Annotated in this window: 21 protein-coding genes and 1 pseudogene; 18 read left to right on the top strand and 4 right to left on the bottom strand. The window is 59.4% G+C overall.

The features are described 5' to 3' along the window. The first annotated feature begins 72 nt into the window (after positions 1-72). The 11 genes from FHT29_RS15120 to FHT29_RS15170 all read left to right on the top strand — a co-directional run bounded on the left by FHT29_RS15120 (position 73) and on the right by FHT29_RS15170 (position 10,207). Positions 73-729, top strand: a complete 657-nt coding sequence (locus FHT29_RS15120; protein ID WP_037196206.1) for a response regulator transcription factor — start codon at positions 73-75, stop codon at positions 727-729. Next, complete coding sequence (locus FHT29_RS15125) at positions 726-2,102, top strand: HAMP domain-containing sensor histidine kinase (protein WP_168599808.1); 1,377 nt, start codon at positions 726-728, stop codon at positions 2,100-2,102. The genes FHT29_RS15120 and FHT29_RS15125 overlap by 4 nt, the downstream gene beginning before the upstream one ends. A gap of 103 nt (positions 2,103-2,205) precedes the next feature. Further along, positions 2,206-2,889 carry an MtnX-like HAD-IB family phosphatase gene (locus tag FHT29_RS15130; RefSeq protein ID WP_037196096.1) on the top strand — a complete coding sequence of 228 codons (684 nt, stop codon included), beginning with the start codon at positions 2,206-2,208 and terminating at the stop codon, positions 2,887-2,889. Between the two features lie 20 nt (positions 2,890-2,909). Beyond that, entirely contained in the window at positions 2,910-4,331 is a 1,422-nt protein-coding gene (locus tag FHT29_RS15135) for an aminotransferase class III-fold pyridoxal phosphate-dependent enzyme (protein ID WP_037196099.1), read from the top strand. Between the two features lie 4 nt (positions 4,332-4,335). Continuing rightward, the gene (locus FHT29_RS15140) at positions 4,336-5,289 is read left to right on the top strand and encodes an arginase family protein (protein ID WP_168599809.1); all 954 of its coding nucleotides are present in this window, start codon (positions 4,336-4,338) and stop codon (positions 5,287-5,289) included. Then, positions 5,286-5,639, top strand: a complete 354-nt coding sequence (locus FHT29_RS15145; RefSeq protein WP_168599810.1) for a permease — start codon at positions 5,286-5,288, stop codon at positions 5,637-5,639. Before FHT29_RS15140 ends, FHT29_RS15145 begins: the two co-directional genes overlap by 4 nt. Next, positions 5,636-6,508, top strand: a complete 873-nt coding sequence (locus FHT29_RS15150) for a fatty acid desaturase (RefSeq protein WP_168599811.1) — start codon at positions 5,636-5,638, stop codon at positions 6,506-6,508. The genes FHT29_RS15145 and FHT29_RS15150 overlap by 4 nt, the downstream gene beginning before the upstream one ends. Beyond that, positions 6,498-7,313 carry an alpha/beta fold hydrolase gene (locus FHT29_RS15155; RefSeq protein WP_037196105.1) on the top strand — a complete coding sequence of 272 codons (816 nt, stop codon included), beginning with the start codon at positions 6,498-6,500 and terminating at the stop codon, positions 7,311-7,313. The genes FHT29_RS15150 and FHT29_RS15155 overlap by 11 nt, the downstream gene beginning before the upstream one ends. After that, entirely contained in the window at positions 7,294-8,442 is a 1,149-nt protein-coding gene (locus tag FHT29_RS15160) for a GNAT family N-acetyltransferase (RefSeq protein WP_168599812.1), read from the top strand. The genes FHT29_RS15155 and FHT29_RS15160 overlap by 20 nt, the downstream gene beginning before the upstream one ends. Then, positions 8,442-8,867, top strand: coding sequence for an EamA family transporter (locus FHT29_RS15165; protein ID WP_210166055.1), 426 nt, complete (start codon positions 8,442-8,444; stop codon positions 8,865-8,867). Before FHT29_RS15160 ends, FHT29_RS15165 begins: the two co-directional genes overlap by 1 nt. Further along, positions 8,867-10,207, top strand: a complete 1,341-nt coding sequence (locus tag FHT29_RS15170; protein WP_051963419.1) for a cyclopropane-fatty-acyl-phospholipid synthase family protein — start codon at positions 8,867-8,869, stop codon at positions 10,205-10,207. Before FHT29_RS15165 ends, FHT29_RS15170 begins: the two co-directional genes overlap by 1 nt. Here FHT29_RS15170 and FHT29_RS15175 read toward each other — a convergent pair. Continuing rightward, positions 10,148-10,897 carry a MipA/OmpV family protein gene (locus FHT29_RS15175; protein WP_168599857.1) on the bottom strand — a complete coding sequence of 250 codons (750 nt, stop codon included), beginning with the start codon at positions 10,895-10,897 and terminating at the stop codon, positions 10,148-10,150. The genes FHT29_RS15170 and FHT29_RS15175 overlap by 60 nt on opposite strands. Positions 10,898-11,581: 684 nt before the next feature. Here FHT29_RS15175 and FHT29_RS15180 point away from each other — a divergent pair. Further along, the gene (locus FHT29_RS15180; protein WP_168599813.1) at positions 11,582-12,328 is read left to right on the top strand and encodes a phosphatase PAP2 family protein; all 747 of its coding nucleotides are present in this window, start codon (positions 11,582-11,584) and stop codon (positions 12,326-12,328) included. 39 nt (positions 12,329-12,367) lie between these two features. Here FHT29_RS15180 and FHT29_RS15185 read toward each other — a convergent pair whose 3' ends face one another. After that, positions 12,368-13,009, bottom strand: a complete 642-nt coding sequence (locus FHT29_RS15185; protein ID WP_037196108.1) for a DUF1007 family protein — start codon at positions 13,007-13,009, stop codon at positions 12,368-12,370. A 464-nt stretch (positions 13,010-13,473) separates the two neighbouring features. Here FHT29_RS15185 and FHT29_RS15190 point away from each other — a divergent pair, with 464 nt between their 5' ends. The 3 genes from FHT29_RS15190 to FHT29_RS15200 all read left to right on the top strand — a co-directional run bounded on the left by FHT29_RS15190 (position 13,474) and on the right by FHT29_RS15200 (position 15,820). Further along, on the top strand, positions 13,474-13,845 hold the full coding sequence (locus FHT29_RS15190; RefSeq protein ID WP_168599814.1) for a DUF2255 family protein: 372 nt from the start codon (positions 13,474-13,476) through the stop codon (positions 13,843-13,845). Positions 13,846-13,859: 14 nt separating this feature from the next. Continuing rightward, complete coding sequence (locus FHT29_RS15195; RefSeq protein WP_168599815.1) at positions 13,860-14,843, top strand: aldo/keto reductase; 984 nt, start codon at positions 13,860-13,862, stop codon at positions 14,841-14,843. Positions 14,844-15,034: 191 nt separating this feature from the next. Beyond that, positions 15,035-15,820 (top strand): carboxymuconolactone decarboxylase family protein, encoded by a 786-nt coding sequence (locus FHT29_RS15200; RefSeq protein ID WP_047554378.1) that lies wholly within the window; start codon positions 15,035-15,037, stop codon positions 15,818-15,820. Positions 15,821-15,892: 72 nt separating this feature from the next. Here FHT29_RS15200 and FHT29_RS15205 read toward each other — a convergent pair whose 3' ends face one another. Further along, positions 15,893-16,786: a LysR family transcriptional regulator gene (locus tag FHT29_RS15205; protein WP_047553765.1), complete on the bottom strand. Its 894-nt coding sequence runs from the start codon at positions 16,784-16,786 to the stop codon at positions 15,893-15,895. A 165-nt stretch (positions 16,787-16,951) separates the two neighbouring features. Between FHT29_RS15205 and FHT29_RS15210 the strand changes: the two are divergent. Then, positions 16,952-17,104, top strand: a pseudogene (locus FHT29_RS15210) (cupin domain-containing protein); the annotation flags it as partial. Positions 17,105-17,302: 198 nt separating this feature from the next. Then, on the top strand, positions 17,303-18,445 hold the full coding sequence (locus tag FHT29_RS15215) for an ROK family transcriptional regulator (protein WP_047553762.1): 1,143 nt from the start codon (positions 17,303-17,305) through the stop codon (positions 18,443-18,445). 87 nt (positions 18,446-18,532) lie between these two features. Here FHT29_RS15215 and FHT29_RS15220 read toward each other — a convergent pair whose 3' ends face one another. Continuing rightward, a complete protein-coding gene (locus FHT29_RS15220; protein ID WP_168599817.1) occupies positions 18,533-19,579 on the bottom strand; it encodes a Gfo/Idh/MocA family oxidoreductase in 1,047 nt (348 codons plus the stop codon). 284 nt (positions 19,580-19,863) lie between these two features. On the opposite strand from FHT29_RS15220, the gene FHT29_RS15225 reads away from it, so the two are divergent. Further along, positions 19,864-21,162 (top strand): extracellular solute-binding protein, encoded by a 1,299-nt coding sequence (locus FHT29_RS15225; RefSeq protein ID WP_047553757.1) that lies wholly within the window; start codon positions 19,864-19,866, stop codon positions 21,160-21,162. The last annotated feature ends 94 nt before the right edge of the window (positions 21,163-21,256 follow it).

Consider the following 21,256-nt stretch of genomic DNA (forward strand, 5'->3'; position numbering starts at 1 on the left):
GCTTTGCCACAAGGTCGCTCCAATTGCGGCTCACATCGGCTATGAAATTTTCTCGGCTACATGGGGTCGATCGTGCGCGTTCTGCTTGTTGAAGACGACAATATCCTCGGCTCATCGCTGAAGAAGGCCCTGGAAAAACATGCCTACGGCGTCGACTGGATGCGGGACGGCGAATCCGGCCTCGAGGCAGCCGAGCATTCCCATTTTGCGGCGATCGTTCTCGATATCAATTTGCCGCAGCTGAGCGGTATGGAAGTTCTGCGGCGGATCCGGCAGCGTGGCAACGCGGTGCCCGTGCTGCTGTTGACGGCGCTCGATTCCGTGCGTCAGAAGGTCGAGGGGCTCGATGAGGGCGCCGACGACTATCTGGTCAAGCCGTTCGATCTCGACGAGTTGCTCGCCCGCCTGCGCGCGCTCATCCGCCGGCGCGACGGCCGCACCGAGAGCGTCATTCGATGCGGCGATGTGGAGGTCGATCCTTCCGCCATGGTCGCTCGAAAGGGAAGCGCGCAGGTGCATACCACGGCCAAGGAGTTCCATCTGCTGAAGCTGCTCATGGAGCGTAGCGGCCGCTATGTGACGAAGAACGATATCGAGTACGCGCTTTATGACGCCGAAAACACCGTCGAGAGCAATACGATCGAAGTCACCATCTACAATCTGCGCAAGAAGCTCGGCACCGACTTCATCAAGTCGATCCGCGGTGTCGGCTACATGATCGAGCGATGAACAACTCAACGCTTACCCGCAAGCTGTTTCTCCGGATCGCCCCGGTCGTCGTGGTGACGATCGTGGTGATTGCCGCTTTTGCGTTCAACAGCGCGACCCGGGAGATCAACAATATCTATGATGCCCAGCTTATCGATGACGCGAACGTGATCTGGAGCCTGCTGCGCCGACCCCTGGAAAAGGCGCCGGACCGCGCGGCAAAGCAGATCGACGACATTGATTTCAACATGGACAATCAGCTGGCCTTCAACGAGGACGCCGACGATTATGCCGAGGCGCATATGTTTCGCGCCTGGGTCGACGGCAATATTCGCTTCTACAGCAGCACGGCCTTCCCTTCCGACGTACCGCAACAGAAAGTTGGGTTTACGACCCTGACATATGGCGGTGAGGACTGGCGCGTCTATTCGCTGCCAATCCCGAACACGAGCATCGTGATCGAGCTTGGCGAGAAGATCGCGCTTCGCGAAACGCTCGTCTCCAACATACTCCTTAATCTCTTCTTCCCGCTGCTGATGCTCGTGCCGGTCATCGGCTTCCTTATCTGGCTCGGCATCAACAGCGGCCTGCGAACGATTCACGGGCTGGTGCGGCAAATCCGCACCCGATCGCCCGAGGATCTCTCAGCCATTCCTGTCGAAAGCTTGCCGCGAGATCTCCTGCCGCTCGGCCGCTCGATCAACCAGCTGCTGGAGAAGCTCGGCCAGTCGCTGACGCTCGAGCGGCGCTTTTCCGATCTTGCCGCGCATCAGCTGCGCACGCCCCAGGCCAGCGTGAAACTGTTGCTGCAGATGCTTGGAAACAGCGACAGCGAGCATGAACGGCAGGCGATCGTCGCCGACCTCGTTGCCAGCAACAACCGCGCCATTCATCTGATTGAGCAGCTGCTGCGGCTGGCAAGGGTCAGTCACCATCCCCTCAATCCGACGTCGGTGACGCTCTATCATCTGGTGGCGTCGGTGCTTGCCGAATTCGGCAATATCATCACCAGCCGCGAGCTCGACGTGGTGCTGCAGGGAGACGAAGCACTGCAGGTCCAGACCGACGAATCGCTGATCCGCATGATGGTCAGCAACCTCCTGGACAATGCCATCAAATACACGCCCGTCGGAGGGGAGATCAAGGTTTCGATCACGTTGGAAGACGGTTTCGGCCGGATTTCGATCAGTGACAGCGGGCCGGGTATTCCGCCCCAGGAAAGGGAGGCGGTGTTCCAGCGCTTCTATCGGCTCAATACGCTTCACACGGAAGGCGCAGGCCTCGGTCTCGCCATCGTCGCGGATACGGCAGACCGGCTCTCGGCGACGGTCGAGCTTTCAACGCCGCGTTGGAGCAAGGGTCTCCAAGTCGACCTGAGATTGCTCGCAAGTTAAAAATCAACTTCCTGTCTGTTTTCATTTTCGCATCATTTTCAGCTCATGCCTGGCTCATCCGCGGTTGTTAGACGCAACTAGGGATATGGTGAAAGGGTATTTCATGCAGGTGTTTTGCGATTTTGATGGAACCATATCCATCGAAGACGCGACGGATATGGTGTTGTCCCGTTTCGCCGGTTCCGAGTGGGAAGACATAGAGCGGCTCTGGAAGCAGGGGCAGATCGGTTCCGGCGAGTGCATGCGCCGGCAGATCGCTCTCATTCAGGCAAGCAGGGCGGAGCTCGATCAGTTTCTCGACACGGTGTCGATCGATCCGGGTTTCGAAAGCTTCCTGTCCTATTGCCGCCGCGATGAATTGCCCGTGACCGTCGTCAGCGATGGCGTCGACTATTTCATCCGCCGCATTCTGGCGCGTCATGGCATCGAAGGTCTGCCGATCGTTGCCAACGTGCTCACCTGCAGCTTCGGCCAAGGCGCTGAGTCCTATTCGCTGTTCCCGCCGTTTACGGCAACGGGCTGCGTGTCCGGGTCGGGCGTCTGCAAATGCCGCGTTGTCGATAGCGCCGATCTGCAGGTCTACATCGGCGATGGGCGAAGCGATTTTTGCGTTTCCGACAAGGTGGACCTCGTTTTCGCGAAGGCCAAGCTTGCCGACTACTGTGACGAAAACGGCATTCCCTATGTCGCTTTCGAGGACTTTTCCGATCTGCTTCCGAAAATGGAAGCCGTTCTTCCAAGCGTCGTACGGCGCCCCCGTGTGCTGCCGCATTCCAAGACAGCATGAATCTGACTGAGAGGCATTGAATGAAAACGAATGTAGCCGAAGCCTTCAGTGGCGACACGCAAGCGCCCGTCCGTTCCGAGGAGGAGTTGCGTGTCCTCGAAGAGACCTACTGCTCGCACGGCGACACGGTCCACTACACGGACAAGCCCAAATTCTTTGAAGAATGCGAAGGCTCCTTTGTCTACGACCGCACAGGAACACCGTTTCTGGATCTGCAGATGTGGTATTCCGCTGTCAATTTCGGCTATCGCAACGAGCGCCTGAACAACGCTGCGCATCGTCAGCTCGATCGGCTGCCGCAGGTCGCATCGCAATATCTGCATCGTGAAAAGGTGGAGCTTGCGGCGATGATCGCCCAGGATGCCGAACTCAAGTTCGGGCACAAGGGGCGCGTTCACTTCAACGTCGGCGGTTCGCAGGCCGTCGAGGATTCGCTGAAGCTGGTGCGCAATTACACCGGCGGCAAGAGCCTGATGTTCGCCTTCGAGGGCGGCTATCACGGCCGCACTCTCGGCGCTTCGGCGATCACCTCGAGCTATCGCTATCGCCGCCGCTACGGTCATTTCGGAGATCGGGCGCAGTTCGTCGAGTTTCCCTATCACTTCCGCGGCCCGAAGGGCATGTCGAAGGAAGAATACGGGCACTACTGCGTCCAGAAGTTCGCCCGTCTGTTCGAGAGCGAATATAACGGTGTCTGGGATCCGAAGGCGGGCAAATCGGAATATGCCGCGTTCTATATCGAGCCGATCCAGGGTACGGGCGGCTACGTCATTCCGCCGATGAACTTCTTCGTCGAGCTGAAGAAGGTGCTGGACGAACACGGCATCCTGCTCGTCGTCGACGAAATCCAGATGGGCGTCTACCGCACCGGCAAGCTCTGGTCGATCGAGCATTTCGGTGTCTCGCCCGATATCCTAGTTTTCGGCAAGGCCATCACCAACGGGCTCAATCCGCTTTCCGGCGTATGGGCAAGGGAGGAAATGATCAATCCGACCATCTTCCCGCCCGGCTCGACGCATTCGACATTCGCCAGCAACCCGATGGGGACCGCCGTGGCACTCGAAACGATGAAGATGTTGGAGGAAGAGGATTTCGGCGCGGCCATCATGGCGAAGGGCGCCTATTTCCTCGACGGGCTGAAACAATTGCAGAAGCGCCATGCCATCGTCGGCGAAGTCGACGGGCTGGGCCTGGCCCTGCGGATGGAAATCTGCAAGGACGACAGCTACACGCCCGACAAGGCCACGATGGACTGGCTCTGCGATGAAGGCATGAAGGGCGACCTGCAGGTCGGCGCGAAGATGTACGGCCTGGTGCTTGACGTCGGCGGCTATCACAAGAACGTCATCACCTTCGCGCCCAATCTGCTGATCACCCGCGAAGAGATCGATCTGGCTCTTGCCCTGCTCGATCAGCTTCTAACGCGCGCCGCCCGGAGATAAGACGGTGCAACTCCTGCTTCTTCATCTCGATGATGCGTTGGAGTTGCAGCCGGATTTCGTGCGCGCCTGCAAGTTTGCGGGCGCGTACCAATATTTCGACAAGGATACGGGCCGAGAGATTCGGCTATGGGGCAAGCAGAATGCTCTTGCGGAGCTCGGCCGCAAAATCGTCAAGAATACGCCGGCGCCGGCCAAGGATCCGCAGCTCTGTTTCATGGGATCCGGCGATTTCCATCACATCACGGCGATGCTGCTAGCCGGCGCGTTGGAGCGGAAATCCGGCGCGGCGACGTTGATCCATTTCGACAATCATCCGGATTGGGTTACCTTCGACGGCGGCATGCATTGCGGCTCCTGGGTCAATACCGCCCTTGCCAATCCCAGTATCCAGAAGGTCATCACGATAGGCGTCTGCAGCCACGATCTTCGCAGCCCGGAACGCAAAGGGGCGAACCTGCACTGGCTCGGCGAAGGCAAGCTCGAGCTCTATCCCTACGAACATCCGCCGAGCCGCGTGCTTGCCGATTATGGCAGCGGCGCCAGCTATCGGCAGGAAAAGGGTGCGCTGCACTGGAAATCGATCTCGGAGATCGGCGAGGAAAATTTCATCGACCGCATGCTCAGCCGTATTCGCACCGAGGCTGTCTATGTTACCATCGACAAGGATGTCCTTGCCGCCGACGATGCCGTCACGAACTGGGATCAGGGCCGCATGCGGCTGCCCTATCTGCTGGCACTGATCAGCGAAATCGGCAGCCGTCATCGCATCATAGGCGCGGATGTCATCGGTGACTATTCCGCTCCGAGCTATGCCGGCAGCCTCAGGACCCAGCTGATGAAGCGAGCCGAGATCTTCATCGATCAGCCGCGCGTCCGGCAGGGAGCTGAAACGACCAGAAACATCAACAGCGCGGCCAATCACGCGCTGCTGGAAGTGCTGGCGGAGTACATGCAATGAGTGGCATCCTGACCCTTCCCATGCTTGGGCTCATACTCTTCTGCGTGCTGGCGGAGACGGCCCGCGAGGTTTGCTTCAAGCAATCGGCCAGCGAGCATACGCTGATTTCGGCAATGGCGAAGCCGATTACCTGGCTCGGTATCGTGTTCTGGGCCGTGGAGCTTTTTGCATGGACGGCCGTTCTGGAGCAGGTTCCGCTCACCATCGCCTTTCCCCTTATGGCGTTGAGCTATGTCGTCATCGTGTTCGCCGGTGCCGTGATCTTCAAAGAAAACATCAACCTACGCCATGCAACGGGCGTGTTCTTCGTGACCGCCGGCGTGGCCTGTGTGGGAGTTACCGGACTATGAAAATTTTCGCGCACACCAGATGGGATGTGGCGCCGGTTCTGGCCGCCGTCGCGCATCTTGCTTTCGATGTCTATCTGATCGTCGGCTTCGAAAGCCGTCCCCTGTGGCTCTCGGCGGTCCTCGGCTGCCTGTATGCCGTATCGATCTCCTGGAACATCAACAGCATATCCCACAATTTCATCCACACGCCCTATTTCAAGCCGCGCTGGATGAACTACGCCTTCAGCCTGTTGGAGTCGGTCGCGATCGGCTTTTCGCAGACCTATTATCACTGGGTGCATATGCGCCATCATTCCGGCAACAGCGACAGGCCGGACGAAAAGGGCGATACCATCGATCTCTTGTCGATCTATCGCCACGGTCGTAACGGACAGCCCGAGAATGTGTGGTCCTACACATTTATGAGCTTCTTCCGCGACAGTCTCGGCGATATTCATAAGGCTATCTCCCGCAACCGTCCGTTCGATGCTGCCTGGGGTCGGTTCGAGCTCTTTTTCTTCCTCGGCCTTGCAGCCATCGCGCTCCTCTATGACTGGAAAGCGGTGCTGTTCTTCGTGCCGTTCTATTATCTCGGCAATTGCCTGTCGTCCCTGAACGGCTACTACGAACATCTGAACGGCGATCCGGACGAGCCGATCGCCTGGGGCGTTTCCAGCCACAAGTCATTCTACAACTGGCTGTGGTTCGGCAACGGCTATCATGCCGAACATCATTACCGGCCGCGCACCCACTGGACGAAACTGCCGACACTGCACGAGCAGATCAAGGAAGAGCAGGAAAAAGCCGGTACGCATGTCATCAGCACCTGCCACGCCCTCGGCTTCATGGCCAAGGAGAACCGGCAGTCGGAGCTCTCTCATGAAAGCTGATGAGTTGAGCTTCTTCATGGAGGGCTCAAATGGAAAAGGCGTGCTTCTTGTACACGGACTGACGGGCGCACCGGCGGAAATGAAGCTGATCGCCCGCCAACTCAATCGCAAGGGTTACAGCATCTATGCACCGTTGCTGGCCGGCCATGGCGTCGATGCCGGCACGCTGCGGCGCACCCGCTGGGAAGATTGGCTCGATAGCGTCGTCGAAGCCTCGGCGTTGCTCGCCACGCGAACGCAGGAGGTTTTTGCCGCCGGCATCTGCGTCGGCGGAAAGCTGGCGCTGCTGGCCGCCGAACAGCAGCCGAAGGCGATCGACGCGGTGGCTATCTACTCGCCCTGCTTTCACTATGACGGCTGGGATGTTCCCTTCTACTATCCGTTATTGTCGTCGCAGATCGGCTGGCTGTCCCGTATTCCTTTCCTCGATCGCCTGAGCTTCAAGGAGACGGCCTCCCTCGGGATCAAGGACCAGCGGATGCGCCGGCTGATCGAGGGCATGGCAGGCGAGGGCATTCTCGAGAAATTCCCCGGCAAGGGGCTGGTCGAGATGCATCGGCTGGGCAAGACCCTCCGCGGCATGCTGCCGAATATCCAGACGCCGACGCTAATCCTGCACGCCGAGGACGACGACCTCAGCAGTCCGAAACACGCACGCTACATCTCCGATCACATCGGCGGCCCGCATGAGCTGAAATGGATCAAGGACAGCTATCACATGATCCATGTGGACCGACAGCATCGCCAGGTGGCCGATTTCACTGCGGATTTCTTCGAGGCGCGCCATGTCGCAGCCGCTGCTTAAAACCGTGCCCAAACCGACGGGCAATCCGGTGGCCCAGGTTCACTTCAGCATCCGTGCGATCGGCCGCGATGCCTGGAACGCCTGTTTTCAGGGTCAGGTCGAGGATTACGATTGCCTGCTTGCCATCGAGGAAGCCGGCATCGAGGGCTTCGAATGGCGCTATATCACCGTCGTCGAGGACGGGCGGGTGAGCGCCGCCATGCCGGCTTTTCTTTGCCTCTATGCCTTGGACACGACGCTGGAAGAGGGATTTCTGCGCAGGTCCGTGCGGCGCGTGCAGCGCCATTTCCCGAATTTTCTGAAGCTGCGCCTCGCCTGCCTGGGGTCACCCTGCACCGAGACGGGCGCGATCGGCTTTCACCCCGACGTGCCGGACGAGCGCCGTGCCGTGCTGTTTGCGGAGATGCTGTCTTTCTTCGAGCAGTTTGCCGTCACGGAAGATTGCGCGCTCGTCGGTCTAAAGGATATTCCGGAACAGGTTTCCGCCGAGCTTGGCGATCCGCTTTCCGCACATGGCTATGCCTCGATCGGCGCTTTGCCGACGGCGTGGCTCGACATCGATTTCAAGACGATCGACGACTATCTCGCCAAGCTTTCCTCCGGCACCCGCAAGGACATGCGGCGCAAGCTGAAGTCCTTCGAACAGGTCAGGGTCGAGATCAGGACGGATTTCGGTGCGTTCCTGCCCGAGGTGATGACGCTCTATCACGACACGCGAAACCGCAGCGACTGGCAGTTCGAAGAGCTCACCCCCGAATATTTCGAGGGAATTCTCACCCGCATGGGCGGCCGTTCCTACTGCGCCTTCTACTTCGTCGAGGACCGGCTGCTTGCCGCCAATCTGATCGTGCATGACGAGCATGTCGCCATCGACAAGTTCTTCTGTATGGATGGCGAAAAAGGGCGGCCGTACAATCTCTATTTCCTGAGCTGGTTCACCAACCTGCGCTATTGCCTGGATCATGGCATAAGCCGCTATCAAAGCGGCCAGGCCTACTATGAAAACAAGATCAGGCTCGGCAGCAAGCTGACGTCCAACGCCATGTTCTTTCGCCATCGCAATCCCGTCCTTCAGAGACTGCTGCGGCTGGTGTCGCCGCTGTTCTCGACAGATGAGGCGGGTGCGTGATGCCGATGCGTTTTTCCTGGCTTGCCGTGCCGGTGCTCAACACGCTGTTCCAGTTCTTCATCAAGCATGGGGCGGAACACTTGGGCGATGGCGGCGCGGAGGCATGGTTGTGGCAGGCGCTTTCCTCCTACTGGATATTGGCGGCGATCGCCGTCGAGATAGCCTGCTTCTTCATCTGGATGAATGTTCTTTCCGAGCTCGATCTCAGCCGGGCCTTTCCGCTTTCTGGTATCAGCTACGTGCTGATCATCGCGACCGGCTGGTTCGTCTTCGGCGAACGGATCGTTGCCCTGCAGGTGATCGGCAGCGGCTTGATCCTGACGGGCGTCTGGCTGATCGCGAGCGCCAACGTGGAAGCCGAGGATCACGGCGACTGGAACGCGAAGCACGACGCACCGCGCACCGTTGCCGGCAAGGATAGATGATGTCCAACCCGCAAGCTGAAAATCGCCCCAGGGGCAAGGGTTATGCCGTTTTCTCCAGCCTTGTGGACTGGTGCCTGAAACGCGCTCTTTCGTCCATCGTCACGCGCGGCGCGCTGACCGTGACGACCGCAAGCGGTCGTGTCTTCACATTCGGCGATGGCACCGGCGAGCCGGTGCGTGTCCGTTTCACCGATGACCGGGCGCAATGGGCTCTCCTGATCGATGCCGATAAGAGGCTTGGCGAACTCTACATGGACGGCCGCTTCATCGTCGAGCAGGGCTCCCTCTACGACTTCGTCGCCATGATGCTGCGGGAGGCGCAGAACAGCACTCACCCGCTGATCGCGCGCGTCATCGATCATGCCCGAACCAAACTGCGGATTTTCCGTCATCGCAATCTTCCGGGTCGTTCAAGGGCCAACGTTGCGCATCATTACGATCTCGACGGCCGGCTTTATGAGCTCTTCCTCGACCCCGACCGGCAGTATTCCTGCGCCTATTTCGAACATGCCGACCAGTCTCTGGAAGAGGCGCAGATCGCCAAGAAAAGGCATCTGGCCGCCAAGCTCGTGATCGAGCCCGATAACAGCATTCTCGATATCGGCTGCGGCTGGGGCGGCCTCGCGCTGCACCTGGCCGAACATGCGCCTGGAGGTTACGTTCTTGGTGTCACGCTGTCAGAAGAGCAGCACGCCTACGCCTCCAAGCGCGTGGCCGACAAGGCCGGCGGAACGCCGGCGGAAGTTCAATTCGCGCTCAGAGACTATCGCAGCCTGACCGGCCGTTTCGACAGGATCGTCTCGGTCGGCATGTTCGAGCATGTCGGTCTCGCCTCCTATCGCACGTTCTTCCGCAAATGCGCCGAACTGCTCGAGGATGATGGCATCATGGTGCTTCACACCATCGGCTGCTCGGCGACGCCCGGCTTCACCACGCCATGGCTCGACAAATACATCTTCCCCGGCGGCTATATTCCGGCACTTTCTGAGATCGTGCCGGAAATCGAGGCGGCGGGGCTTGCGATCACCGATGTCGAGGTGTTGCGGCTGCATTATGCGAAGACGCTCGAAAGCTGGCGGGCTCGTTTCATGGCGCGCTGGCCCGAGGCCGCGCAGCTCTATGACGAGCGCTTCTGCCGCATGTGGGAATATTATCTTTCGACGGCGGAGGCTGCCTTCCGCTATGAGGATCTTGTGGTCTTCCAGATCCAGATAGCCAAGCGCAACGACGTCATTCCGCTTACGCGAAACTACATCGCCGATCATGAAGCGCGCAGCGCCTCAAAAATTGACGTTGAAGGTTCTGTTGAGGGTAAAGCCGATAATATTCTGATCGGGTGAGCCGAACTTCGAGGTGATCGGGCTGTCGGCAGCATCGCCCACCAGACGGTTATATTTCTCGTAGACCTGCACGCTCCACTCGGGCGAGATCGTATAGGTCGCAGCCACCGTGAAACCGACAGATTTCACGCCGGCACCGGCGTCGAAGGCGCTGACATGACCGTTCCTCGCGGCTTGACCCGCCGAGATGCCAAAGTTGCTGCGCATGTAGACGGAGTTTGCCAGCGATAGGCGAGGCCCAGCGGACAGGAGCCATTTGTCGCCGACGGGCTGAAACCAATCGAGCGCGAGATCACCGACCAGGCCATCGCCGCCCCAAAGGGACTGGCGCACTTCCGTCCGAAACCGAAGCTGATTTTGCATCAGCCAATATTGTGCGAAGCCGCCGGCATCGAAATTCCAGCGCACCCTGCGCTGGCTCCGCAGCTGCAAATTGTTGAGATCAAAACGGTCATCCCTCAAGCCGACCACAGGCCCGATTTCGAGGCCGTGCAAGTCGAAGAGAGTATAGTCGAAATTATCGTCCGGAGCGCTGTATTCCGTGGCCTCGCCGAGGCGATGGAAATCGAAAGAGGGCAAGGCGCCGAAGGTGTAATGCTTCGATCCTTCGTAGCTCGGACCATACTCCACGGTAGCGCCGAGCGTCACGACCCAAGTGCTTGATGAAGGCTTTGCGGCATCCTCGGCCATGGATGATGCGGGAAACGCGCCGATGGCTGATGTCATCAGCACCCCCAAACCGGCCATCGCCAGCAACCGGGCGGAGAAAGATGTCCCAACACTTAACACTCTGACTACACCCGATCCCTGATCGCCCTTGCGGGACTATTATCACAGCTCAACGTTCCGAAAATAGCAAAAATTTTTGCGGCAATCATTGTGCCTGGATGACGGCCGAAACGTTTTGCATCGTTTGTGGAAGATGGGTCGCGGCGCTCATGAGGTTTCATTGCTTGCCACCGGGAATCTCGATCCTTGGCCGCGAACCGGTCTTGGCGCTGTTGTCGTGTTCTCTTGCGGGCAATCGAGATGCACCTCGTCATGAACGAATAAATCCCCTGTTACCGTCGGCGATTGTAGAGCGCGCGGACGAGAATAGAGGCGCAACATGTCATGAACCTGAAACGCCCTGGCGCCAAACGTGGCGTGATTGTTTTTTCCCCGCGGTTGGAACCTGCCGATTTTATCCCTAGATAGCCATCGTCCCGTTACGGAAAGAACTCCGGTCCGGACGTTTTCAGGACGACCGGCTTTCGGTGCGTCACGATTGTGCAAGCCGAGGCTTTTCGATTGGTGCGGAGCTTGGGCCGAAGATAGATTTCTTTCCAGATATGGAAGAGGCAACGTGAAAATGCGACAGGCAGGCGATACGGCATGAACGATCAACGGTCTCGCAAACCAGGCATAATGGGATGGTTGAGCCGCTTTGAGCCCCTGCTGCTCGTGATGTTCGCCGCCCTTTCGGGCGGAGTTCTTCTGTTCGTCTCTCTGACGGGCGAGGTTCTCGAGGGAAGTACAAGGGGGTTTGACGAGGCGATCTTGCTGGCGCTTCGCCAGCCTGGTGACCTGTCTATTCCCATAGGACCGAGCTGGCTGACCCATGCGGTTAAGGACATCACAAGTCTCGGCGGCATCACTGTCCTCATGATGATGACGGTCCTGGTGACGGTCTATCTGTTGCTCGACCGGCAGCGCGCCGTTGCCATCCTCGTATTAGCCTCGGTGCTTGGCGGATGGGCGCTGAGCACGACGTTGAAGCTCGGCGTTGCGCGGTCGCGGCCGGATATCGTGCCGCATCTGGTCGAGGTTCATGATCTAAGCTTCCCGAGCGGCCATGCGATGGTATCGGCGGTTACCTATCTGACGCTTGCAGTGCTCATTTCCGGTACGCGACGCTATCGCTCGACGCGCATCTTCACCATCGCGGTCGGCATCCTGCTGACATTGATGATCGGCGCGAGCCGGGTCTATCTCGGCGTGCACTATCCGACTGATGTTCTCGGCGGCTGGTGTGCCGGGGCGACCTGGGCGCTCGGCTGCTGGATCATCGCCCGCCGCTATATCTCGCTATCCCGAGGCACCGAAGGTTCGGCGCGAATCGATGCCGGCTCGCCTGATTAAGGTGATGGCGTCAGGCTGGGGGCAGTCCCCCGCGCAGCATCAGCACTGAACTTCCAGCCTCGTTGCCACGAGCAGCGAGTAGTCCGTGCCCTTCGGATCACTGAAGAACATGCTGGTGAGGGCTGCCTGGTTCTCCGCCATGACTTCCTTGGGGTTGGGCCTCACAACCTTGCTTTTGCAGCGGCCGAAGGCTGCTCCGGACGTCGCTATATCGTTGTCGGTGGCGAAATCGACCGCCGTGTAGAGCGTCTTGTCATAAATCCCGAAGATCGTGGTACCCTTGAGAAAGGTCTTCTGCTCGGGCTTCAATGAAAAGGTAAGGGTCAGCGAGCCGTCCTTGTAGTCTGCCTGGATCGCGTCGGGCTTGGCCATCGGCACCGCTTTGCCGTTGCTGGTGACGTTCGTATAATATCCGTACTGCGCAAGCGAATCCCGGACCGTCTTGCCGACGGCCTTGAGTTCGCTCGCGCTGAGCGTCTGGTTGCCAGCCTTGTCGTAATCCATGAGGACCGAGGAGGAAAACACCTCGTCGAAGCTCCAGACGTTGCGCAGCTCGCTGATGGAGCCGTCGGGCGCCGCCACGACCTCGAACTTGGCATCGATGAAGATATGCGGATGGGCAAGGGCGGGCACAGGCAGAAGCGACAGCATCGCGATCAGCAGGGGCGTCTTTCTTTTCATGCGAGCAATACCGCGTTCTGTCCGTCAATTCGAGGTGCAGACCTGAACGTCAATTGAGACTGATTTGAGACCCGCATCCCCTAGTGGCTCAAGGGACGATCGGCAAGGGGCGAAGCATGTCTGCGGTTACAGCACCAGGCGAGATAGCCGTTGGCTCCTATCCCCGGCCGATGGTTCCCCGTTGGCGAAAGGCGATGGACCGGGCGCAGACATGGTACCGCCGCTGTGGACGATGGTCGGGCTGGGCTTGGGATCTTCCGAAATCGAAGTGAGCCAGGGATTCCAATCCCTTTACGGCGACGGCACGTGAAGAAATGCATGATGCCTCTCTCACCTTCAGCACATTGATGAATCGGGCACATAAGTCCTAGTAGAAATAGGCCAATAGTCGGCAGACGGCAATTCTCTAGATGATGTCTGTCACCGGACAAAATTGCAGGCCGGCAGGCCAGGAGAAATGCCGTATGGCATGGGAGAAGGAAAGGCTCAAGCAAATCGCCGAAACGGACGATCTGCATATATCGCCGTTCAGAGATGACGGCGCGACCTATGGCACGCCAACATGGATCTGGTCGGTCGCTGTTGAGGGCGGCCTCTATGTTCGCGGATATAGCGGCGCGAGATCTCGGTGGTATCAGGCAGCAATCCACCAGAAGGCAGGCCGGATCACTGCGGCCGGCATGGTGATCGAGGTTCTGTTCGAGGCCGCAAAGGGCGAGATCAACGACAAGATCGACGATGCCTATCGCACCAAATATTCGAAGAGCACTTATCTGGCTCCCATGATCGGGGAGCATGCGCGTGCAGCGACCATCAAGATCACGCCGCGCGATTAAAGGAGAATACCGACATGCAAAAACGCACGCTGGGCCAGGGCCTCGAAGTCTCGGCACTTTCCCTGGGCGCCATGGGATATGGAGCGGCTCGAGAACTGCCTGACCGGGACGACATGATCAAGCTCCTGCGGACGGCCGTCGAAAGGGGCATGGACTTCTTCGACACCGCCGAAGTCTACGGTCCGTTTACGAATGAGGAGATGGTCGGCGAGGCTCTCGAGCCTCTTCGCGATCAGGTCAAGATCGCCACGAAGTTCGGTTGGGACGTCGATCCGGATACGGGCGTCAATAGCGGCAATGTCAACAGCAGGCCGGATCACATACGAAGGGCGATCGAAGGCAGCCTCCGGCGGCTGCGAACGGACCATATCGACCTTCTCTATCAGCATCGGGTCGACCCCGACGTACCGATGGAGGATGTGGCTGGTGTCGTGAAGGATCTCATCGCGCAGGGTAAGGTCCGTTGGTTCGGTCTATCCGAGGCTGGGGCGAATTCCATACGCCGTGCCCACGCCGTCCAGCCCGTCGCGGCCCTGCAGAGCGAATATTCGCTTTGGACCCGCGAGCCGGAGGCCGAGATACTTCCAGCGCTTGAAGAGTTGGGCATCGGCCTCGTCCCCTTCAGCCCGTTGGGTAAGGGATTCCTCACCGGCAAGATCGATGTCGATACCTCCTTCGACAAGTCGGACATGCGTAACAGCATTCCTCGCTTCGCCCCCGAAGCAAGGGAGGCGAATCGGAAGCTTATCGATCTTATCGGGCGCATCGGTGGTCGCCATGGCGCCACGCCGGCCCAGGTGGCGCTTGCCTGGCTGCTTGCGCGGAAGCCCTGGATCGTGCCGCTCTTCGGGACGAGAAAGCTCGAGAGATTCGAGGAAAACGTCGGCGCAATCGACGTGCATCTGACGATGGAAGACTTGAACGAGATCGAAGCCGCGAACATCGAGATCCAAGGTGCGCGGTATCCGGAGGAACATATGAAGCGTGTCGGGATTTGACGCGCTGCCCTCATGATCAACGTCGTCGGTTGCGAGAGCATCGTGTCCTCTGCGATGCCGGGGCCGCTCATGTGCCAGGCCCATAAGCCCTATCAGCAACGGACATCTAATCCCTGAGATGTCGGCACCCATCTGTCAGCATGGGTGCCGAAACGTTTCGGCCCAGTCTCGCTGTCGAAAAGGATAAGGATATGAACAAGCTTACCGCGACTGCCCTGTCAATGACGCTGGCCGCATCAACGCCAGCCTTGGCCGAGGACGACAGGAAAGGGCTCGCCTCCGCACCCATCACGATGGGTGATGTCCAGGCCGTCTCGCCTGCGCTTGCAAAATACACGCAAGACGCACTGCTCGGCGACCTCTGGAAGCGTCCGGGTCTCTCGCCTCGTGATCGCAGCGTCGTGACGGTGGCGGCGCTGATTGCCCGAAATCAGCCGATCGAGATGCCCTACCACTTCAATCTGGCGCTCGACAATGGCGTGACGCCCGCGGAACTCTCGGAGATCATCACGCACCTCGCCTTCTATTCCGGCTGGGCCAATGCCATCACGGCTGTCGCCGTCGCCAAGGACGTCTTTGCCGCCCGCGGCATCGGCGCGGAGCAGCTACCCGAAGTGTCGCCAACCCCTCTGCCGCTGAACGAGGTGGCGGATGCTCAACGCGCTGCGAGCGTGGAGCAGAACGTCGGGCCGGTCTCGCAAGGCGTCGTTCAATATACAAACACTCTGTTGTTCAAGGATGTCTGGCTGCGGCCTGGCCTCGCTCCCCGCGACCGCAGCCTCATCACCGTCACGTCGCTGATCTCCTGCGGCCAGGTGGCGCAGATTACCTACCATCTCAACCGGGCCATGGATGCCGGGCTGACAAGGGAACAGGCGTCCGAGCTGCTGACGCATCTGGCCTTCTACGCCGGTTGGCCGAACGTCTTTTCGGCCGTTCCTATCGCCAGGGACGTGTTCGAAAAGCGGGAAAGCTGAGGGCACAATAGGCTCGCGGCGCCTGTTTCCATCAAGTTGGGGCGGGCGCGATCGAGACAGGAAGCCGGGTTGCTACCCCCGGTCCCGCAGCGCATCCACGACGACATTAAATGCCGCTGACGACTGCCGTCGGCTGGGGTAATAGAGGTGATATCCCGGATAGTACGGGCACCAATCGCCCAGAACCTGAACCACGCGTCCGGCGTCGATTTCCGGCTTTGCCAGACCCTCCGGAACGAATCCCAGCCCATAGCCGTCAACCGCCATCGTCAGGATCTGCGTGATGCCGTTGCAGGTCAGCTGGCCGTCGACCCGCACCCGCAGCTCCTCGCCGTCCTTCTCGAACTCCCAGGCGTAGAGACCGCCACGAGTCGGCAGCCTGAGATTGATGCAATTATGCCTAGGCAGCTCCTGTGGCGTCACTGGGGCCGGATTTCGCTCGAGGTAGTCCGGGGAGCCGATGACGATCATGCGCTGTTCCGGGCTGATACGGACGGCGATCATGCCCTGCGACACGATCTCGCCAAGGCGTACACCTGCGTCGAAACGTTCCGCGACGATGTCGGTCAGGCCATAGTCGATGACGAACTCGACCTTGATATCCGGATAATTGTGCAGGACCTTGCGAAGCTTCGGCCACAGGACATGGTCGATCGCGAAATCTTCGGCAGTGATGCGAATGGTGCCGGCCGGCTTCTCCCTGAGATCGGTCAGCGCGATCAGTTCACCTTCGATCTCTTCGAAACGCGGACCGATCGTCGTCAGCAGACGCTCGCCTTCGGGCGTCGGCGCAACGCTGCGTGTCGTGCGTGTCAGCAGCCGAAGTCCGAGGCGCTCTTCGAGGCCGCGAATGGTGTGGCTTAGGCCAGACTGCGATATGCCGAGCTTTGCTGCCGCTTTCGTAAAGCTTCGCTCACGCGCGACGACGAGGAAGGCGAGCAGATCGTTAACGTTTTCGCGAAGCATTATGGACCTCTCGCATAAGTGCGAGGGTATTCTAGCACAGATTATGGCTGCGGAGGCATGCAATTCATGTCTGCAGCCCATAAGTCTTTGCGGGATTTTGGCTCTAATCCTGCTGAATGGGCACACCTATGTTCTCGCAGGATAGGAAGCCGAAAGGAATGAACCATGGAAATCACCAGAAACGGTAGCAGCCCCTCCGGCAAGTGTCCCGCGAGCTGGTTCACCGGCACCGTGCGCGTCGATCTCTTGTTTGCCGCCAACGAGGCACGGCGCGGTTCGGCGGGCACCGTGACATTCGAACCCGGAGCCAGGACAGCCTGACGGCGCGGCTAGACTCGTATCGCCAAATAGGACGGACGAATGGGTGAGATACGGGCCGTGACGCGCATTGCGGGCCGTGTCTTACTGAGGTCTGGCCCATGCAAACTCTGGATAGGACAGGCCGTTCCGACACAAATGAGTTGCCAGTGATTTCCGCTTGGTCCACAAGCGTTAAAGGATTATCGGAAGGCGGTTATGCGGTATCTGAGGACAGGGCCGCGGCGGGCACAGGTTCCCCTCACGGACATCAAACGCGGTAAGACGGTCGGTCTGCGTTCCGGCGAAATTGCCGACCGAAACATCCGCGTCATCCTGGAAGCGATAAGGCGTCATGGTCCTCTGACGCGGCTCGAGCTTGGGCAGCATTGCGGACTGAGCGGTCCGGGAATCACCAACATATTGCGCCGACTCGCTGATGATGGCCTGATCAGCTCCAACAGGCGCAATCATCATGTTGGAGGCGCGTCGTCCTCCGAGTTTGCCTTGCGGCCGGAAGGGGCTTTTTCGATAGGCATCCGCCTGCGCCCGTCGCACGGCGAAATCGTCCTGATCGATCTTAGCGGCCAGGTGCACGAGCGCCGGACATTCAGCGTGACGGATGCGGCCGTCGATACCGCAAAGACCGCCGTTGACGATCTCATGCAAGGCGAAGCCAAATCCTTGCGGATCGTCGGGCTCGGCATTGCCGCGAATGGCTGGACCGACGAGCAGACCGACCGGCTTGCCGCCATGGTGACGCTGCCGCGCATATTCGTCGAGAACGAATGCACGGCCGCCCTGCTTGCGGAGCGCACGATGGGCAATGCCGTGCCGCTGGACGCGCTGGCGATGATCATCATCGATGAAGATGTCCAGGCTGGCTACCTCATCCGCGGAATACCCTTTTCAGGCGTTCATGGCAGAGCCGGCAGCATCGGCGAAATGCACACCGGCGCCGACAACGTTCCCCTCAATGGCGCTGTCGGTTTCGGCGCCTTGAGGGCGGTGTTGAGCCAAGAGGACTTCGAACGCATGCGCGAGGGACGCGAACTGCCGAGATCGCCGGCGCTCGACAAATGGGTTCGCAGCGCGGCCGGCCATCTCCTTGACCCGATCCTCGCCATTGCCGGCTTCATTGCGCCCAGCACGATCATGATCGGAGGGGATTTGCCGCGCGGCCTCATCGAATCCCTCATTCATCAACTGTCGATCGAACGCCGGGATACCACCGTCCGCCCATTTCTGACCCCCTGGATTTCGCCGATGAAACCCGCAAGTTTCAGTGGCGGCGGTATTGCACTGGGCGCCGCCCTTTTGCCCTTCCTCGACACATTGCTGCCGCCGCCGGCGGCAGGCTAGGGCATGCGAAATTGAAGAACCGGAGCGTGGCGACCATTCGAACAAAAGACCATCACGCTCCGGTGGTTACAAGCTTGGTCGGCGATGTCAGGCAAGCGCCTTGTCCGCATGGCTGAGATCGGAGGCGATCGCTTGGTCGAGAACCTTCTGGATATTGCCTGCGCGCCGGAAGGACGGCTCCTGGGTCTTGCCCGCGCGCACGGCCTGGACGAAACGCTGATAGTTGGTCTCGACCGGGTCGAACGCGACATCGCGCCATGTCGCCGTGTGAACATCGTCTCCAAGGCAGGCGCGCAACGTCGACTTGCCGGTATCGTATATGATCTCGATCGAGCCGGTCTCGCCATAGACGCGCAGCCGTAGCTGGTCCATCTGGCCGGCCGCCGTCCGTGTCGCCTGGATCGTGCCGATTGCGCCGCTGCTGAAATCGACGTTCATGGTGAAGCTGTCGTTCGCGTCGAGATCATATTCACCGATCTTGTTACCCGGGGCCTTGTTGAATGTCTTCAGCCGGGCGAAGACATGCGCCACGTCGAGCCCGGAGCCGTAGGACGTGAAATCGACGATGTGGATGCCGATGTCGCCGAGCGCACCGTTCGAGCCATGCTTCTTGCTCAATCGCCACAGCCATTTGCTTTCCGTCTTCCAGTCGCCCCAGTGCCGGCCGACCAGCCAGCTTTGCAGATGCGAGGCTTCGACATGCCGGACTTCGCCGATTTCTCCCGCCAGTACCATCTGGCGTCCCTTCTGAAGGGCCGGTGAATTGCGGTAGGTGAAGTTGACCATGCCGACCTTGCCCGAACGCTCCATCGCGTCGGCCATCTCCATGGCTTTGACGGCATCCGTTGCCAGCGGCTTTTCGCAGAAGACGTGCTTGCCGGCGGCGATCGCCTGCAGGGTCGTCGGATGGTGAATGCGGTCCGGCGTCACGTTGGCGACGGCATCGAATTCTCCCCACGCCAAGGCTTCCTCCAGCGAGCCGAAATGATTGGGAATACCGTGCTGCGAGCAAAATGCCGCGAGACGTTCGGGGTCTATGTCGACACCTCCCACGACGCTGACACCGTCAATTTCCTTGAATCTTGTGGCATGCTGGTTGGCCATGCCGCCGGTGCCGAGAATGAGCAAACGCATAATGTCCTCCTGGATCTAACAGCCGGCTATCGTCGTAGCCGGAGGAACAATATCTCCGTCGCGACCGCAGCATCCGCGGTTGCGTGTTTCGCTATCTGGGAAAGGGCATTCGTCCCTTCAGCTCGTGTTGAAAGCCGCCATCCTTCGATCCTCCATCCCACGGCTCGACATCAAATCCTTGACATCAAATCAAAGTAACTTAATCTATTTAATGCAGCATGGAAATGAGGAGAGGTCAACCGACCACCAGGCTGCATCCATTCACAATGGGGAGGAGACCCATCATGATCAGAGCAACCGTCAGCGCGCTTGCGCTGGGTTCAGCGTTGTTGTCAGTGCATGCCGTCTTCGCACAAGAATTGGCGACGAAAGACCGGATCGGCCTTGCCGATGCGCCCAAGACGCTCGTCGTCCGTCTGACGAACGATAGCCCGAACAATGCCGATCCGGCGATTGCCGACGGCTATCGGAAGCTGTTCGTCGATTTTATCAAGAAGCATCCGGACTGGAAGCTGCAGCTGCAGTTCATGTCGACAGACATCGGCACCGAGCAGGCGAAAATGCTCGAGCAGGCCAAGGCCGGGAATGCGCCGGATTGCGCCGCGGTCGATTCCTTCGTCCTGTCGCAGTTCATGGTCAATCACGTCCTCGCCGATTTCACGCCGTATTTCTCAAAGGATGAAGTCGCCGACCTCTTCCCCTTCATCCGCACCGGCATCCTCGACAAGGACGGCACGATCCGCGCCTGGTGGTGGGATACGGATCTTCGCGTGCTCTATCGCAACAAGTCCATCGTTCCCGATGCGCCACAGACCTGGGACGGACTGAAGACAGCGGCGCTCTCCTCCGTCAAGCAGGGAATGGAAGGCGTCCTTTTCAACGGCGGCCGCTACGAGGGAGCCACTTTCGATTGGCTTGCGAACTACTGGGCCCTTGGCGGCAAGCTGGTGGATGACAGCGGCAAGCCTGTGTTTGGCGAGGGGGAGAACAAGCAGAAATTTCTCAAAGCTCTGAATTACTACAAGGATCTCGTCGCTTCCGGTGCTGCGCCGAAACGGGTGACCACCATTGCCAACTATGATGATCTGAACGCTGCCGCCGCTGCGGGCACGACTGCGCTCTTCATCGGCGGCAACTGGCAATATGCGCAGCTAAAGGCAACGCTGGACGAGGCCGATTTCAACAACTGGACGTTCTCGCCGATCCCCGGCCCGACCGCGGATCACCGCTCTACCGGTACCGGCGGATGGACGATTGCCGCCTTCAGCAAGGACAAGGACAAGGTGGAGATGTGCGCCAATCTTGCTCGTGACGTCTATATGGGCCCGGCAAACGCATTGCAGCAACAGCTTCCGACCAGGAAGTCGCTATTCGATAAATATCCGGTCTTCGCCACGGATGCGAACAAGACCTTCTCGCAGGCATTGGCCGACGGGCAAGCGCGCCCTGGTGTGCCGATCTATCCCGAGATCTCCAACCAGATCCAGATCATGATGGGGGATGTCCTCTCCGGCACCAAGCAGCCGGAAGAAGCGCTCGATGGTGCCTTCAAGGCGACAATGGAGGCTTACAAGCGTCTCTAGCCGAAGCAATTCGGACGAAAGCGCAATGCGGCTTTCCGACCGGGATTGTTTGATGAAGGGATCGGCTCTGCGACCCGGTGATGGTTTGAGCCGA

The sequence above is a fragment of the Rhizobium sp. SG741 genome (assembly GCF_012275435.1).
GTDB lineage: Bacteria > Pseudomonadota > Alphaproteobacteria > Rhizobiales > Rhizobiaceae > Rhizobium > Rhizobium lusitanum.

What these genes read in the sequence shown, in the direction of transcription:
- FHT29_RS15125 (WP_168599808.1), top strand. Translation starts at nt 726, where the DNA reads ATGAACAACTCAACGCTTACCCGCAAGCTGTTTCTCCGGATCGCCCCG.
- FHT29_RS15130 (WP_037196096.1), top strand. Translation starts at nt 2,206, where the DNA reads ATGCAGGTGTTTTGCGATTTTGATGGAACCATATCCATCGAAGACGCG.
- FHT29_RS15135 (WP_037196099.1), top strand. Translation starts at nt 2,910, where the DNA reads ATGAAAACGAATGTAGCCGAAGCCTTCAGTGGCGACACGCAAGCGCCC.
- FHT29_RS15145 (WP_168599810.1), top strand. Translation starts at nt 5,286, where the DNA reads ATGAGTGGCATCCTGACCCTTCCCATGCTTGGGCTCATACTCTTCTGC.
- FHT29_RS15150 (WP_168599811.1), top strand. Translation starts at nt 5,636, where the DNA reads ATGAAAATTTTCGCGCACACCAGATGGGATGTGGCGCCGGTTCTGGCC.
- FHT29_RS15155 (WP_037196105.1), top strand. Translation starts at nt 6,498, where the DNA reads ATGAAAGCTGATGAGTTGAGCTTCTTCATGGAGGGCTCAAATGGAAAA.
- FHT29_RS15160 (WP_168599812.1), top strand. Translation starts at nt 7,294, where the DNA reads ATGTCGCAGCCGCTGCTTAAAACCGTGCCCAAACCGACGGGCAATCCG.
- FHT29_RS15165 (WP_210166055.1), top strand. Translation starts at nt 8,442, where the DNA reads ATGCCGATGCGTTTTTCCTGGCTTGCCGTGCCGGTGCTCAACACGCTG.
- FHT29_RS15170 (WP_051963419.1), top strand. Translation starts at nt 8,867, where the DNA reads ATGTCCAACCCGCAAGCTGAAAATCGCCCCAGGGGCAAGGGTTATGCC.
- FHT29_RS15175 (WP_168599857.1), bottom strand. Translation starts at nt 10,897, where the DNA reads ATGGCCGAGGATGCCGCAAAGCCTTCATCAAGCACTTGGGTCGTGACG.
- FHT29_RS15180 (WP_168599813.1), top strand. Translation starts at nt 11,582, where the DNA reads ATGAACGATCAACGGTCTCGCAAACCAGGCATAATGGGATGGTTGAGC.
- FHT29_RS15185 (WP_037196108.1), bottom strand. Translation starts at nt 13,009, where the DNA reads ATGAAAAGAAAGACGCCCCTGCTGATCGCGATGCTGTCGCTTCTGCCT.
- FHT29_RS15190 (WP_168599814.1), top strand. Translation starts at nt 13,474, where the DNA reads ATGGCATGGGAGAAGGAAAGGCTCAAGCAAATCGCCGAAACGGACGAT.
- FHT29_RS15195 (WP_168599815.1), top strand. Translation starts at nt 13,860, where the DNA reads ATGCAAAAACGCACGCTGGGCCAGGGCCTCGAAGTCTCGGCACTTTCC.
- FHT29_RS15200 (WP_047554378.1), top strand. Translation starts at nt 15,035, where the DNA reads ATGAACAAGCTTACCGCGACTGCCCTGTCAATGACGCTGGCCGCATCA.
- FHT29_RS15205 (WP_047553765.1), bottom strand. Translation starts at nt 16,786, where the DNA reads ATGCTTCGCGAAAACGTTAACGATCTGCTCGCCTTCCTCGTCGTCGCG.
- FHT29_RS15215 (WP_047553762.1), top strand. Translation starts at nt 17,303, where the DNA reads ATGCGGTATCTGAGGACAGGGCCGCGGCGGGCACAGGTTCCCCTCACG.
- FHT29_RS15220 (WP_168599817.1), bottom strand. Translation starts at nt 19,579, where the DNA reads ATGCGTTTGCTCATTCTCGGCACCGGCGGCATGGCCAACCAGCATGCC.
- FHT29_RS15225 (WP_047553757.1), top strand. Translation starts at nt 19,864, where the DNA reads ATGATCAGAGCAACCGTCAGCGCGCTTGCGCTGGGTTCAGCGTTGTTG.